This is a genomic window from Micromonospora marincola, from assembly GCF_056150385.1.
The window spans coordinates 440,998-454,269 of the sequence record NZ_JAXCFT010000002.1 but is presented as its reverse complement, the minus strand read 5'-3'; the positions used below and the strand labels follow the sequence as shown (position 1 = coordinate 454,269).

Here is a 13,272-nt window from a genome sequence, read left to right as displayed (position 1 = left end):
GTCACAGGCAGGAGTGCAAGGCCTCGGCCAGCTCGTCCACCCGGTCGTGCTCTGCCAGCCGGGCCGTCACGTACGCGAAGGTGTAGCCGCGCTCCGGGTCGGCCCAGGCGCTGCTGCCGCCGATCCCGCCCATGCCCCAGCTCGCACTCATTACCGGCGGGGGAATTCCGGTCGGGTCCGGTGGCCGTCCACCCCGGCGGTGCGGAATGCTTGCGGGATGGCAGAGCCGGAACTGGTGGACGTGGTCGTGGTCGGGCTCGGCGTCGGCGGCGAGGAGGTGGCCGGCCGGCTCGCCGATGCCGGCCTGAGCGTGGTCGGCATCGAACGGGACCTGGTCGGCGGCGAGTGCCCCTACTGGGGGTGTGTGCCGAGCAAGATGATGATCCGGGCGGCCAACGCGCTGGCCGAGGCGCACCGGGTCAACGAGCTGGCCGGGTCCGCCGAGGTGCGACCCGACTGGGCGCCGGTGGCGAAGCGGATCCGCGAGGAGGCCACCGACACCTGGGACGACCGGGCGGCGGTGGACCGCTTCACCGGCAGGGGCGGCCGGTTCGTGCGCGGCAGCGGCCGGCTCGACGGCCCGAACCGGGTACGCGTCGGCGACCAGGTCTTCGAGGCCCGCTTCGGAGTGGTCCTCGGCACCGGCACCCGGCCCTCGGTCCCGCCTGTGGACGGGCTGACCGACACGCCCTACTGGACCAACCACCAGGCCATCGAGGTCGAGGAGCTGCCCGGCACGCTGCTGGTGCTCGGTGGCGGCGCGATCGGCCTGGAGCTGGCCCAGGTGTTCGCCCGGTTCGGCGTCCGGGTCACCGTGGTCGAGGCCGCCGACCGGGTGCTCGCCGTCGAGGAGCCGGAGGCGTCCGCGCTCGCCGCCGAGGCGCTGCGCGCCGACGGGGTGGAGATCCACACCGGGGTCAAGGCCGGCCGGGTCAGCCACGACGACGGCACCTTCACCATCCACGGCGACGGCGCCACGTTCACCGGCGAGAAGCTGCTCGTGGTGACCGGCCGCCGGGCGCACCTGGAGGAGTTGGGGCTGGACACCGTCGGCGTGGACGCCCGGCAGCGCTACCTGCCGGTCAACGACCGGATGCACGTCACCGAGGGCATCTGGGCGGTCGGTGACCTCACCGGCGAGGGCGCGTTCACCCACATCGCCATGTACCAGGCCGGCATCGTGGTGGCCGACGTGCTCGACCACATGCGGCGTACCAACGGCGGCCCGGACGCCAGCGGCACCGCGAGCGTCGTCGGCGGCGCGGCCGGCGTGGTCAGCTCCGTCGGCGGCGCGATGAGCGCGGGCGGGTCGAGTGTCGCGCCGGGCAGCGTACCGGTCGCCGACTACCGGGCGTTGCCGCGGGTCACGTTCACCGACCCCGAGGTGGGCGCGGTCGGCCTGACCGAGCAGCAGGCCCGCGACCGGGGCATCAACGTCCAGGTCGGCCACACCGACCTGACCTCGTCGACCCGGGGCTGGATCCACAAGACCGGCAACGCCGGCTTCATCAAGCTGGTCGCCGACGCGGACCAGGGCGTGCTCGTCGGCGCCACCTCGGCCGGCCCGGCCGGCGGCGAGGTGCTCTCCGCGCTTGTGGTGGCCGTGCACGCGGCGGTGCCGATCAGCCAGCTCCGGCACATGATCTACGCGTACCCGACGTTCCACCGGGCGATCGAGGACGCGCTGCGCAACCTGAGGTGAGCGGTCAGCCGGCCGGTGCGCCGTGCCGGCCGGCGCCGGCGGCGAACCGGCCGGCGCCGCGTACCCCGTCCACGGCCAGCGACTCCATGCCGTGGGCCAACTCCACCGCGAGCGCCTCCGGCTCGGGCCGGCCGGCGCCGCCGAGCAGCGCCGCCCGGTCGTTGCGCAGGCAGGTCTGCGGGTGCCGGGCGATCTCGGCGGCCAGCCGCTCGGCCTCCGCCCGGGCCGCACCGGGCGCGACCAGCCGGTTGACCAGACCCATCGCGTACGCCTCGTCGGCCGGCACCGGACGCCCGGTGAGGATGAGGTCCATCGCCCGGCTCTCCCCGATCAGCCGGGGCAGCCGCACCGTCCCACCGTCGATGAGTGGTACGCCCCACCGCCGGCAGAACACCCCGAGCGTGGCGTCCGACTCGGCGACCCGCAGGTCGCACCAGAGCGCCAGCTCCAGCCCGCCGGCCACCGCGTACCCGGAGATCGCGGCGACGACCGGCTTGGACAGCGACATCCGGGTGGGGCCCATCGGGCCGTCGCCCTCGGCCTCGACCCGGTTGCCGCGCGGCGTGCCGATCGCCGTGAGGTCGGCGCCGGAGCAGAACGTGCCGCCCGCGCCCCAGAGCACGGCGACCGCCGCGTCCGGGTCGGCGTCGAACGCGCGGAACGCGTCGGCAAGCGCCCGGGCGGTCGGCCCGTCCACCGCGTTGCGGGCCTCCGGCCGGTCCAGGATCACAGTGGTCACGTCACCCGCACGCTCGACGCGAACCCCCATCCCCCAAGCATGCCCGCCCCGCCGCACACCGCGCCACCGCCTACTTGATCGCGCCGGGTGGGGCCAGCCAGCGCATCGGCTGACCTGTGACGGCGCCGACCTGATCGAAGTCCCGGTCGTAGTGCAGCAACGAGAGGCAGTGGTATTCGGCGGTGGCGGCGATGAGCAGGTCGACGGCGCCGGCTGACCGATGTGTGCCCTGGGCGGTCAACTCGTGCTGCGTCTCGGCGGCCCGTTCGTAGATCCGGTCGGGCATCGCCACCCACCCGAAGACCGCCCGGAGCCGCTCGTCAAGTTGTGCGCGGTCGGCGACGGACCGGGCGGTGTAGAGAAATTCCAGTTCGACGAGGGTTCGATTCGCGACGGGCGCACGGTTGGGCGGGTTTTTCCCCGGCGTCCGGTTTGGGTCCTCTCCGGCCGGGAAGTCGCACAAGGTGCGCGAACTACTGACGAAACTCGAACAGGCCTCCGGTCTCGACCGGGTGGGTGACCGGTTGCAGCGTGCCGTCCAGGGCACGCTGCGTTCGCAACGGGTCCGGGACGCGCTGCACGGCGTCTGGTTGGGCCATCCGCTGCACCCCGCGATGGTGCAGGTGCCGGTCGGCGCGTGGATCTCCGCCGCCGTGGTGGACCTGCTGCCCGGCCAGCGCCGGGCCGCCACCGCCCTGGTCGGGCTCGGCACGGTGAGCGCGCTGCCGGCCGCGGTCGCCGGCTGGAACGACTGGGCGGCGCTCTCCCGTGACCAGCGCCGGGTCGGGCTGGTGCACGCCGGGGCCAACATCGTCGGCCTGACCCTCTACGCCGGCTCGCTCGCGGCCCGGCTCAACGGGCGGCACGGGCTCGGCCGGGCCCTCGCCTACCTGGGGCTGTCCGCGGCGAGCGGCGGCGCGTACCTGGGTGGGCACCTCGCGTACAAGCAGGGGGCCCAGGTCAGCCAGAGCATCTCCGAGCTGCACCTGATCGGCGGCGGCTGGCATTCGGTGGGCGACCTGGGCGACCTGCCGCAACGCCAGCCGGTCACCCGGAAGATCGACGACGTCTCGGTGCTCCTCTACCGGCACGGCGACGACGTCACCGTGATGCTTGAGCGTTGCCCGCACCAGAGCGGCCCGCTCGGGGAGGGCGAGGTGCAGCAGATCGACGGTCACGCCTGCGTGGTCTGCCCATGGCACGGCAGCGCGTTCCGGCTCGACAGCGGCCAGGTGGCGCGCGGCCCGGCCGCCAACGACCAGGTCGTGCTCCCCACCCGCGTGGTCGCCGGCCGGGTCGAGGCCCGCCTGCCCTGATCGGGGCGGCCCTCAGTCCCGGCGGTGCCGCCCGTTGCCGAGCGCACGCGCCGGCACCGGCCGGCGCCGCAGCCCGAGGACGGCGCCGATCTGCGCGCCCACGATGCTTGCCACCGCCAGCACCGCCGAGATGGCAAGTGGACGGTTGATGCCCTCCTCGGCCGTGGGCCGGGACGCGCCCGCCGCCATGGCCGGCGGCTGGCCCTCCGGCGCCTCCACGGTCGGCGTGGTGTCCTGCGCGGACGTGTCCGGCGCGGGCTGCGGCGCGGGCTGCGGCGCGGTCGAGGACGCCCCGCCCTCGGCGGGCTTCACCGGTGCGGGCCGGACCGGCCGCACCACAAGCCGGCCGGTGGCGTGCCGCCGGGCGCCGTCGTCGACCGCGCCGCCGGGCAGCTCGATGAGCTGGCCGGGGCGGATCCGGTCCGGGTCGGCGAGCCGGTTCATCCGGGCCAGCTCCCGGTAGCGGTCGAAGTCGTCCAGGTAACGGTCGGCCACCTCACCCAGGTAGTCACCCTTCGCCACCCGGTACACGGCCGGGCCGGTGGCGTCCGGCGCGGCCCGCGCCGGCGCGGCGACGTGCGGTGCCGCGTACGCCGTGCTGACGGCGGGGGCGGCGACCGCCGGCTGCGGGGCGGTGAGCGCGGCGGCGCTCGCCGCGGCCGGGCTGGCCGCCAGGATCAGCGCCACCGAACCGACGAGCGCGGCGGCGGCCCGCTGCTGGCGGCGCATCCCGGGCAGCTTCGGCGCGGGCCGGCGCACCGCCGACGCCAGCAGCTCCACCACCACCGAGAACGCGAACGTGGCCCAACCGAACCAGCCCACTACGGCAAGCGCCCGCAGGAAGAGCTGCCCGTCGTCGCGGCTTGTCAACGCCGTGCCCACCTCGGCGAGCGTGGGCAGGTGGTCGGGGAGCGGGTTGCCGGCGAAGGCCAGCAACGCGATCGGCCCGCCGGCCAGCACCCCGACGAGTACGACGAGTGCGCCGAGCCCGGTGAGGACCTGCCCGGCGCGGCGGACGGCGGAGCGTCCCGGTGCACCCATGGCGACCTTCCTTCCTACGGTCCGGTGAGCCCCCGAGCGGTGGCCTCACCGGTGACGGTGGCGGTCTTCTGCACGCCGAAGAGACCGAGCAGGTCCCGGCGGTAGGTGATCCGGACGCGTACCCGGATCTGGGTCTCGACGCCGACCACGGGGAAGTCCACCTCGTGGTCGGCCACGCCGCCGGCGGTCTTCAGGTAGTCGGCGACGGCCGTGCGGGCGGCGACCTGGTCGATCCGCTTCGGGCCGCCGTCGATGGCGCTCGCACGGTCGATCATCTGGCCGCCGCTGCGGGCCGCCTCGGCGGCCAGGTTGTCGGCGCGTTGCAGCGTGCGCAGTTGCCCGGCGCCGTCGTAGGCGAGGCTGACGATCGCCAGCACGCCCGTCATCGCCACCGCCAGGAAGAGGCTCACCCGGCCGCTCTCCGGGCCGCGCCGCGTCATCCCCGGCTCCGGTAGGTGTCGAGCGGAGAGGTGAAGCGCGCCGAGACGGTCTTGCCGCCCGGCACCCCGGGCAGCCCGGGCGCGCGCATGTCCTCGAAGGAGACGGTGCAGGTCACCGACACCGTGACGGTCGCCGGCACGCCTGCCGCGCTCCGGTACGCCCGGTTGAAGCTCGTCGGCTTGCCGGCCACCGACCCGGTCAGGCCCAGCGTCGGCGGGGCGGTGCAGCGCAGCCCGGACCAGTTGAGCTGGTCCCGGGCCGCCTTCTCGGCCGCCTTCCGGCCGTCTGCGGCGGTCCGGGCGAGCGAGGCGGCCCGAGCGGCGTCGTGCGCGGCGGACTCCACCGCCTCGTCGGCGACGGCGGTCCGGCCGACCACCCCGGCCAGCACCATCAGCCCGATGAAGGCGGGGGCGAGCACCGCCACCTCGATCGAGACGGAACCCCGGTCCCGTGGCACCGGCCTCACCCCGTCCAGCGTTCGGTGGGGCCGTGCGCGGTCTGCACGACCTCGAAGTCGACGCCGGGAACGACCGACAGGGACCGCCCGCGCACCGTGCAGGTGACGTCGGCGTCGGTCCGCACGCAGGTCGGTTCGGTCTTGTCCCAGCCGACGAGCCAGTCACCGGATCGGCGCAGGAAGGTGCGCGCCTGCTCCCGCCCGGCGTCCGGCGCGGCGTCGTACGTGCGTTGGGCGTTCACCCCGGTCTGCGCCGCGTTCAGCGCGGTGGACCGGGCGACGAACCAGACGGCGACCTGGATCGAGCCGAAGAGCAGCACCATGATCGCCGGCATCATCACGGCCAGCTCGACCGGGTTGGCGCCCCGCTCGCGCCCGCCCGCGGCGAGGCGGGCGCGCAGCGCGGCGACGATCCGCCCCGGGCCGCGCGGACCGGACCGGCCGGCGCGAGCCGGCCGGTTCCGGGCCGTACGGGCCGGGCGGGACGTCACTTGGTCTCCACCGGGTCCTTGTGGTCGGGGATGCTCGTCATCCAGTCCCGCGCCTTGGTCAGGGCGATTCCGGTGACGATGACCGCCACCGCGACCAGGCCGAAGATGATGACAGCGGTCGGCACCGGGCTGTCGCCGCGCTCGGCGCGGTCACGCAGCTCGGCGACGCGGCTCCGGACCGCCGCGTAGACGTAGGTGCTGAGGAGTTGCATGGCCTTGCTCCTTCTCGGGGGTGGGTGTCACAGGCGGGCGAGGAACGGATAGACGGCGAAGCCGAGCAGGACGAAGACCAGCAGCGAACCGGGGATGTCCAACTTGCTGGTCACCCCCTCGGCGCGGGTCAGGTTGTCGGTGCGGATCTGGTCGCGCAGCGAGTCGGCGCGGGCGCGCAACGTCTCGTGCACCTGGGCGCCCTCGCTGCCGGAGGACCGCATGATGGCGCCCACGTCGCCCAGCTCCGGGATGCCGATCCGGTCGGCCAGCTCCTGCAACTCGTCCCACGGCGAGTGCATCTGGAGCTGGGCGAGCCGCAACGCCTCCCGGATCCGGTCGAAGACCCAGCCGTCGCAGACCGTCGCCGCGCGCTCCAGCGACTGCACCGGGCCGTGCGCGGCGGCGAGCTGCAACGCCACCAGGTCGAGGTAGGTGCAGACGGCCTGCCGGAACTCGTCCCGCGCGGCGTCCGCCTTGGTCAGCACCGAGCGGTGCGCGATCAGACCGGCGAGCAGCGCCATCCCGAGGCTTGCCAGCACCGGTACGACCACCGGCACGGACACCCCGCCCAGGAAGAGCACGGCCGAGACGACCGCCGGGGTGGCGAAGCCGACGAGCGCGGAGAGCAGCACCGACAGGGCGTACTGCTCGGGGGTCCGGTCGAGCAGGGCGAGCTGCCGGGTCGGCGGGCGCAGCCAGCGGGCGAAGCCGCCGAGCCAGTCCGGCCCGGCGCCGGCCACCGGGGCCTGGCCGGGCGGCTGGTGCAGCCGGCGCAGGGCCGGGCCGAGCGCCGGGGTGGCCGGCAGCGCCTCGCGGACCACGAGGAACAGGCCGAGCCCGACCGCCGCCCCACCGACCACGGCCATCACGAGCTGCCAATTCATGATCATGCGATCGCCTCCTCCGGGTCGGGGGCCGGCAGGAAACGCGCGGGGCGCGGCGGCTGGCTCATCGACCGCACCCAGACCAGCAGCCCGATGAAGGCCGCGCCGAGCACCGCCATCACGAGCTGCCCGGTGAAGGTCCCGTAGGGACGGATGTAGTCGTTGTTCACAAGCCCGTACGCAAGCGTGGCCAGGGTCATCCCGGTGAGGAAGCGGACCGCGAACCGGGGTTGGGTCCGCTTGGCCTCGACCTCGCGCCGGGTGGCCACCTCGGCGGAGGCGGCGCCGGCGATCGAGCCGAGCACGTCACCGAGGCGCTCGCCCCGGTCGGTCAGGTGCAGGATCAGCGCGGCCACCACCTGGTCTGCCACTGGGTCGGCGATCTCGTCGGCGAACGCGAGCAGCGCGGATTTCGCCAGCCAGCCGGCCTGGAGGCGGGCGGCGAGCGTGCGTACCTCCTCCTGGATCTCCTCCGGTGCGGTGGTGATGGTGCCGACGATGGCCTGCTGGAGCCCCTGCCCGGTGCCGGAGATGTCCTTGAGCCGACGGGTCCACTCGCCGACCGCCTCGACCCGGGCGATGGCCCGCTGCTCGGCCCGGCCGACCGCGAACAGCCACGGCACGCCGGGCACCGCGAGCGCCACCAGCAGGCCCACCACCGGCAGCCCGGTGATCAGGAACGCCAGTGCCCCGGCGGCCACGGCGCCGCCGAGCAGGAGTTGGTGGCGTCGCTGTTCGGCGCGGCCGGCCCCGGAACCGGTCCAGAGCCGGCTCAGGCCCGGCCCGGCGTCGCCCGGCGTCGACCTGGGCGGCCGGCGGGTGCCGACAAGCGCGACCACGGCGAGCACCAGCCCGGCCACGCAGGCGGCGCCGGACACAAGCGCGATCAGCTCGATCTGCGTCACGCCTGACCCCCGCTCGGCCGCCGCCCGAGGCGGGTGTGGCGGGGCCGCCGCCAGGCGCCGACGCCGGCCTCGACGAACCGGGTGAGCAGCCGGGCGTCGTAGCCGACGCGCAGCAGTTGGTCTCGGATCCGTTCGGGCAGGTGACGGGGGACCGCCCGGCCGTCCGGCCCCGGGCCGAAGACGGTGGTGGTGGTGATCCGGTTGCCCTCGCCGACGCCGATGACCTCCTCGACGTGCGAGACGAAGCGGTGCTTGCGACCGCCGATCGCGGTCTCGTCCTCGACCGTCACGTAGACGATCAGGTCGAGCGCGTTGCCCGCCATCCGGCGGGCCTGGTCGACGGTCATCTCCCGGCCGTGGGACAGCGCCAGCTCGATGATCCGTTCGCTCACCCCGGCCGGGGTACGGGCGTGGATGGTGCACATCGACCCGCGGCTGGTGGTCATCGCCTGGAGCATCGGCACGATCTCCCGGGACCGCACCTCGCCGACGATGATCCGCAGCACGCCCATCCGCAGCGACACCGGGATCAGGTCGGCGATGCTCACCTCACCTGCGGGTCGCCCGTCCGCGCCGCGCTCGCCGTGCCCCTCCCGGGACTCGAAGCTCATCACCGCCCGGTGCTTGTGTCCGCGCCGGGCCGGCAGCAGTTCCCGGCTCTCCTCAAGCAGCACGTACGGCTCGTCGGCCGGGATGTCGTCCATCAGCGCCCGGATGACAGTGGTCTTCCCCGCTCCGGCCAGCCCGGCGACCATGATGTTCAGCCCGGCCCGCATGGACGCGCGGAGGAAGTCGCGCAGCAGTGGGTCGATCATCTCGTCCAGGTCGGGCCGGCCGCCGGCGATGTCCTCCAGGCTCACGTCGAGCGTGTTGTGCTTGCGGATCACCGCGTAGGGACGGTGGCTGACCAGGAAGACCGCGGCGAGCCGGCTGCCGTCGGGCAGTTGCAGGTCGAGCGTGGGCTTGGAGGTGGAGAGCGACCGCTCGGTGGCGCCGGCCCGGCGGGCCGCGGCCTGGAGGATCTCCACCAGCTCGTCGTCGCTGTCGGCGATCGGTTCGGCCCAGTCGACGCCGCCGCCGTGCCTGGTGATGCGTACCTGGTCGCAGCCGAGGATGTGCACCTCCTCGATGGTCTCGTCGACGAGCAGCGTCTGGAGCCGGCCCAGCCCGACCAGTTCGGCGGTCACCTGGTCGAGCAGCAGCCGCTCCGCGTCGGCGGGCATCGGCGTGCCGGCCCGACGCACCGAGTCGGCGTACGCGGAAACCACCGCGACAGCCAGCCGGGCCCGCTCGGTCTCCTCGGCGTCGGCGTCGAACTCCCGCCCGCGCTGCCACTGGGTGAGCCGCTCGCTCAGCTCCCGGCGCAGCTCGCGGACCACCGCGAAGTCGACCCGGGGGCGGGGCGGCGACGCGGGCGGCGCGGCGGGGAGGGCCGGGCCGGCGACGTGGTGCCGGGCGTTCGGCGGGGCCAGCGGCGGGACCGTGGAGACGACCCCGGGCTGCTGCCCGCGCGGGTCGTGCGAGACCGGCTCAAACCGCACCCGGCACCTCCGGGGCGAGCGGCGCGCCCACCGCGCGGGCGGGGGTCGCGCCGGGCCAGGCCAGCCGGGCCCGACGACGGTCCAGCAGCGCCCGGACCGGCACCTCGAGCGCGCCGGCCGCGCGCATGAGCGGCCGACCGGCGCGTACGGTGCCGCCGTGGCCGAGCACCTCGGCGGTGCGCGGGTCGTGCGGCAGCCGGGCGATCACCGGCAGCCGCAGCGCCTTGCTGATCTCGCTGGTGCCGTGCCCGTCCCCAACCACGAGCAGCCGCAGGTTGCCGGGTGGGACGCGGTGTTCGGTGAGGTCCCGTTCGATCGCCCGGACGGTGGCCCGGGTGGCGGAGAGGTCGGGCAGGTGCGCGCGGGTGACGAGCAGCACCACCGCGGCGGCCCGCAGCAGCGGCCACGGTGGGCCGTCGACCGCCAGCCGGCCACAGTCGACGAGCACGTCGTAGGGGGGTACGCCCCGGTCGAGTCCGGTGAAGTAGTCGGCGAAGCGCTGCCAGAGCGGCACCACGCTGCCGGCCTGCGCCGGGTCGACCACGCCGGGCAGGAGCAGCCGTTCGCGGCGCGGCGCGTCCAGGTCGACGAGTTGCGACCAGAACGCGGTCTCCAGGCTGCCGTCGCGCAGCTCACCGACGGCCAGCTCACCGATGCCGCGCGGGCCGTCGAGCGTGCCGCCCAGGTAGCCGGCGAGGATCGAGCCGCCCGCGGGATCGCACTCGGCCAGCACGAGCCGGCGGTGCCAGCTCAGCGCCGCGGCCAGCGCGGTGGTGGTGACTCCCGGCGAGCCCTTCGCCGACACCAGGGCGATGATCGCCATCAGGCCGCCTCGACAAGCACGAGCGCGACCCGGTCGTCCGCGGCCAGCACCACCACCGCCGGCACGTCCCGGACGGCAAGCGCCAGGTAGATCACCACGTCACTGCTCTCCGGCGTGGCGGTGTCGATCACGGTGGCCTCGAACCGGGTGCCGCCGCGCGTCGCCTCGGCGCCGCTGGTGCCGGTGTCCGGCGTGCTGACAAGCAGCACCTTGTCGCCGGGGTGCAGTTTGCGGGCCGGCACCTGGTCGGCGGCCAACCCCAGCGCGATCTGCTGCTGGCCGGGGCCGAGCAGGGGGGCGTCGGTGAGCTGGGTCGTGGTGAGCAGCGTGCCGGGGGTGAGCCGGACGGCGGCCCGCAGGCCGAGCAGGTCCTTCATCCGGTCGGCCGGCACCGGCCGCAGCTCGCGTCCGCCGGAGAGCTGGACCGGCACCAGGTCGTCGGCGGTGATCTGCTGCCCCACCTCGACCGGGCGGGCCACCGCCAGGTAGCTGCCGGTGGACCGCACCGAGGTGACCGCGAACGCCGCGCCCAGCCCGCCGACCGCGATCAGCAGGATCGCCAGGCCGAGCAGGCCGGGTCGGATCCGCCGCTGCCGGACCACCTTGGGCGGCGCCACAGGCGCCTCCACCGGGGTCCCGTTCCGGGACGCCACCATGCTCATCGGGTCACCACCTGGAGTTCGTTGATCTGCACCGGGACCACACCGCTGATCCGGGTCTGGGCGATCTCGCCGCTCTCGCCGCCACTCGACGACCACTCGACCGTCCAGTAGGCGGTGGCGTAGACCCGGTAGGTGTCCGCCTGCGGGTAGCCGTTGGGCAGGCCGCAGTCGGGTGAGGCGGACCCGGCCCGCGGCCCGTCCGCCTGGTAGGGCGTGCCCGGCCCGTGGCAGGTGACGTCGAGGCCGTCGGCCATGTGCCAAACGATCCGGTTCACCTTCGCGGTGATCTCCACGGTGAGTCCCCGTTCCGAGGCCGAGGCGTGCAGCGGCCCGAAGTAGGAGGCGCCGGGGCTGGCCCACATCCACACCGGCAGGCCGACCAGCCCGGGTCCCTTGCTGCGCCGGGGCGCGACCGCCGTCCGCGGCGGCAGCAGCGAGATCGAGGCCAGGGCGCGGCGGGCCAGCTCCTCCGGGTCGGGGGGCGTGCCGTAGCCGGGCGGCGGGGCGGCGAGCAGGACGTTCACCTGGGCGCCGAGGCCACCGTTGCAACTGGCCGTATACCACTGCTGGCCCTCGGGTGCGGGTTCCTGCGGCGAGGCGAGCTTGTAGTAGCAGCCGTCGCCGTTGTTGAACCAGCCGAGGATGTCGTCGTAGCAGGGGACGACCCGGCCGTTCCACTGGCACTTCGCGGTGCCGCCGTCGTTGCCGTCCCCGCCGCCGTCGTGCCCGCCGCCCGGTCCGCCGGGCCCACCCGGGACGGACGGGTCGTCGTCCCAGACGTCGCAGTCAACCTGGTCGGGGGTGCAGGAGCCGCCCGGGTCGGCGGCCCGCGCGGGCGCGCCGGTAAGCGTCAGCAGCGCGACCAGGCCGACGGTGAACCACCGGCGGGGCGTCCCGGCCCGGTGCGCCGGGACGCCCTCGCCTCCCCAGGTCAGCACGGCTGGTCCCGGTGCGCGGCGCCGGTCTTGACCAGCCAGCGGCCGTCCGGAAAGCGGGCGGCGGTCGCGGTGGCGAGGTAGCGCCCGCCGCGGCTGCCGGGCACCGTCTTGCGGTCCTTGGCGTAGACGAGCCGGTAGCCGGTCGAGTCCAGGCAGTCCTGGATCTCGACGGTGGGCGGCTGGGCGGCCAGGTCGACCGAGACGACGGTGGGGGTGGAAACCAGTTTTCCGGTACGCATCGCGCCGTGCTCCTTCGCGTCACGAATTGCCAACCGAACCTGGGTCAGCAGCGGATCGGCCAGAAAGCGGTCAAGTGCGGGATGGCGGGGATCGCTGCGGGCGCTTGCCGCCCGGGACGCGGCGAGATAGCCGGAATAGGCGGCGAGTGCCGATTTTTCGGCCGCCTTCTCCTCGGCGGCGGAATGGGCGGCCGGTGCGGTGCCGCCGCCGGTCAGTGGACGGGCGGCCACCTCGGGCTCGGTGCCGCACCCGACCGCACCGGCCACAAGCGCCAGGCTGAGCAGGCAGCTTTCCCATCGACGGGATTGCCATGTGCGCAACGCCGAGCCCTCCTCGGTGCCGGCCCGGTACGGTCGTTGTCGACGCGCTCCGGGCATGCGGAAGCGCGCCCGGATCTGCCCGGCCGGGCCTCGGCCGCCACCGCTTGCATTTACCTGTGCTGATCAGTAGGGAATGTGGAACTGGTGTCTCCGGTCGGCCTCCGACGCCAATTGATCGGGGGTTGCGTCGTACCCAAGGGGCGAGCATAGGCTGACGTGCGCCGATGCAACAGAGGCAATTCACGTGAACACGGTGAGTGAAGACGGGCGGTGGCGGCCGGTGGATGTCCGGACGGTGACGAACAGGTCGCCCGTGGCCCGGCCGAGCGCAGGCGTGTGCCCGCCCGCACCCCTCCGCCCGCCCCCGGCGGCCCGGTGCGGGGCCACCGGTATGGGTGGGGACCATCCGGGTCGTCCGATCCGTTCCGCTGATCTGGCGCACCCGGCCCGCCCCGCTCGAACCGGCCGCCGGAACGCCCCTTTCCGCGCCATCCGCAACACGGCGATCAGTGGCCTGTCACGCTGCGTGTTGCAGGATGCAAGCGCCGGCATCCGAACG

Annotated in this window: 17 protein-coding genes; 2 read left to right on the top strand and 15 right to left on the bottom strand. The window is 74.6% G+C overall.

Going from position 1 to position 13,272, the window contains the following annotated elements:
• Nucleotide 1 precedes the first annotated feature (1 nt).
• Complete coding sequence (locus tag SM450_RS06610; RefSeq protein ID WP_474618767.1) at nt 2–151, bottom strand: hypothetical protein; 150 nt, start codon at nt 149–151, stop codon at nt 2–4.
• A 66-nt stretch (nt 152–217) separates the two neighbouring features.
• On the opposite strand from SM450_RS06610, the gene SM450_RS06605 reads away from it, so the two are divergent.
• Entirely contained in the window at nt 218–1,702 is a 1,485-nt protein-coding gene (locus tag SM450_RS06605) for a dihydrolipoyl dehydrogenase family protein (protein ID WP_474618766.1), read from the top strand.
• A 4-nt stretch (nt 1,703–1,706) separates the two neighbouring features.
• Here the strand turns inward: SM450_RS06605 and SM450_RS06600 are convergent, their stop codons facing one another.
• Both SM450_RS06600 and SM450_RS06595 read right to left on the bottom strand, forming a co-directional pair.
• Nucleotides 1,707–2,471 (bottom strand): crotonase/enoyl-CoA hydratase family protein, encoded by a 765-nt coding sequence (locus SM450_RS06600; protein ID WP_474618765.1) that lies wholly within the window; start codon nt 2,469–2,471, stop codon nt 1,707–1,709.
• 40 nt (nt 2,472–2,511) lie between these two features.
• Nucleotides 2,512–2,988, bottom strand: a complete 477-nt coding sequence (locus SM450_RS06595; protein ID WP_474618764.1) for a PIN domain-containing protein — start codon at nt 2,986–2,988, stop codon at nt 2,512–2,514.
• On the opposite strand from SM450_RS06595, the gene SM450_RS06590 reads away from it, so the two are divergent.
• On the top strand, nt 2,906–3,757 hold the full coding sequence (locus SM450_RS06590; protein WP_474618763.1) for a Rieske (2Fe-2S) protein: 852 nt from the start codon (nt 2,906–2,908) through the stop codon (nt 3,755–3,757). The genes SM450_RS06595 and SM450_RS06590 overlap by 83 nt on opposite strands.
• 12 nt (nt 3,758–3,769) lie before the next feature.
• Here the strand turns inward: SM450_RS06590 and SM450_RS06585 are convergent, their stop codons facing one another.
• The 12 genes from SM450_RS06585 to SM450_RS06530 all read right to left on the bottom strand — a co-directional run bounded on the left by SM450_RS06585 (nt 3,770) and on the right by SM450_RS06530 (nt 12,713).
• Entirely contained in the window at nt 3,770–4,798 is a 1,029-nt protein-coding gene (locus SM450_RS06585) for a LysM peptidoglycan-binding domain-containing protein (RefSeq protein ID WP_474618762.1), read from the bottom strand.
• A 14-nt stretch (nt 4,799–4,812) separates the two neighbouring features.
• The gene (locus SM450_RS06580) at nt 4,813–5,238 is read right to left on the bottom strand and encodes a hypothetical protein (RefSeq protein ID WP_474618761.1); all 426 of its coding nucleotides are present in this window, start codon (nt 5,236–5,238) and stop codon (nt 4,813–4,815) included.
• A complete protein-coding gene (locus SM450_RS06575) occupies nt 5,235–5,714 on the bottom strand; it encodes a TadE/TadG family type IV pilus assembly protein (RefSeq protein WP_474619036.1) in 480 nt (159 codons plus the stop codon). The genes SM450_RS06580 and SM450_RS06575 overlap by 4 nt, the downstream gene beginning before the upstream one ends.
• A complete protein-coding gene (locus SM450_RS06570; RefSeq protein ID WP_474619035.1) occupies nt 5,702–6,109 on the bottom strand; it encodes a TadE family protein in 408 nt (135 codons plus the stop codon). The genes SM450_RS06575 and SM450_RS06570 overlap by 13 nt, the downstream gene beginning before the upstream one ends.
• Nucleotides 6,110–6,183: 74 nt before the next feature.
• Nucleotides 6,184–6,399 carry a hypothetical protein gene (locus SM450_RS06565; protein ID WP_474618760.1) on the bottom strand — a complete coding sequence of 72 codons (216 nt, stop codon included), beginning with the start codon at nt 6,397–6,399 and terminating at the stop codon, nt 6,184–6,186.
• 27 nt (nt 6,400–6,426) lie between these two features.
• Complete coding sequence (locus tag SM450_RS06560; protein WP_474619034.1) at nt 6,427–7,287, bottom strand: type II secretion system F family protein; 861 nt, start codon at nt 7,285–7,287, stop codon at nt 6,427–6,429.
• Nucleotides 7,287–8,189: a type II secretion system F family protein gene (locus SM450_RS06555; RefSeq protein ID WP_474618759.1), complete on the bottom strand. Its 903-nt coding sequence runs from the start codon at nt 8,187–8,189 to the stop codon at nt 7,287–7,289. The genes SM450_RS06560 and SM450_RS06555 overlap by 1 nt, the downstream gene beginning before the upstream one ends.
• Nucleotides 8,186–9,730 carry a CpaF family protein gene (locus SM450_RS06550; RefSeq protein ID WP_474618758.1) on the bottom strand — a complete coding sequence of 515 codons (1,545 nt, stop codon included), beginning with the start codon at nt 9,728–9,730 and terminating at the stop codon, nt 8,186–8,188. The genes SM450_RS06555 and SM450_RS06550 overlap by 4 nt, the downstream gene beginning before the upstream one ends.
• Complete coding sequence (locus tag SM450_RS06545) at nt 9,720–10,553, bottom strand: CpaE/TadZ family protein (protein WP_474618757.1); 834 nt, start codon at nt 10,551–10,553, stop codon at nt 9,720–9,722. Before SM450_RS06545 ends, SM450_RS06550 begins: the two co-directional genes overlap by 11 nt.
• Nucleotides 10,553–11,215 carry an SAF domain-containing protein gene (locus SM450_RS06540; protein WP_474618756.1) on the bottom strand — a complete coding sequence of 221 codons (663 nt, stop codon included), beginning with the start codon at nt 11,213–11,215 and terminating at the stop codon, nt 10,553–10,555. Before SM450_RS06540 ends, SM450_RS06545 begins: the two co-directional genes overlap by 1 nt.
• The gene (locus SM450_RS06535; RefSeq protein WP_474618755.1) at nt 11,212–12,153 is read right to left on the bottom strand and encodes a hypothetical protein; all 942 of its coding nucleotides are present in this window, start codon (nt 12,151–12,153) and stop codon (nt 11,212–11,214) included. Before SM450_RS06535 ends, SM450_RS06540 begins: the two co-directional genes overlap by 4 nt.
• Nucleotides 12,147–12,713 carry a hypothetical protein gene (locus tag SM450_RS06530; protein WP_474618754.1) on the bottom strand — a complete coding sequence of 189 codons (567 nt, stop codon included), beginning with the start codon at nt 12,711–12,713 and terminating at the stop codon, nt 12,147–12,149. Before SM450_RS06530 ends, SM450_RS06535 begins: the two co-directional genes overlap by 7 nt.
• Nucleotides 12,714–13,272 lie beyond the last annotated feature (559 nt).

What these genes read in the sequence shown, in the direction of transcription:
- SM450_RS06610 (WP_474618767.1), bottom strand. Translation starts at nt 151, where the DNA reads ATGAGTGCGAGCTGGGGCATGGGCGGGATCGGCGGCAGCAGCGCCTGG.
- SM450_RS06605 (WP_474618766.1), top strand. Translation starts at nt 218, where the DNA reads ATGGCAGAGCCGGAACTGGTGGACGTGGTCGTGGTCGGGCTCGGCGTC.
- SM450_RS06600 (WP_474618765.1), bottom strand. Translation starts at nt 2,471, where the DNA reads ATGGGGGTTCGCGTCGAGCGTGCGGGTGACGTGACCACTGTGATCCTG.
- SM450_RS06585 (WP_474618762.1), bottom strand. Translation starts at nt 4,798, where the DNA reads ATGGGTGCACCGGGACGCTCCGCCGTCCGCCGCGCCGGGCAGGTCCTC.
- SM450_RS06580 (WP_474618761.1), bottom strand. Translation starts at nt 5,238, where the DNA reads ATGACGCGGCGCGGCCCGGAGAGCGGCCGGGTGAGCCTCTTCCTGGCG.
- SM450_RS06565 (WP_474618760.1), bottom strand. Translation starts at nt 6,399, where the DNA reads ATGCAACTCCTCAGCACCTACGTCTACGCGGCGGTCCGGAGCCGCGTC.
- SM450_RS06545 (WP_474618757.1), bottom strand. Translation starts at nt 10,553, where the DNA reads ATGGCGATCATCGCCCTGGTGTCGGCGAAGGGCTCGCCGGGAGTCACC.
- SM450_RS06540 (WP_474618756.1), bottom strand. Translation starts at nt 11,215, where the DNA reads ATGAGCATGGTGGCGTCCCGGAACGGGACCCCGGTGGAGGCGCCTGTG.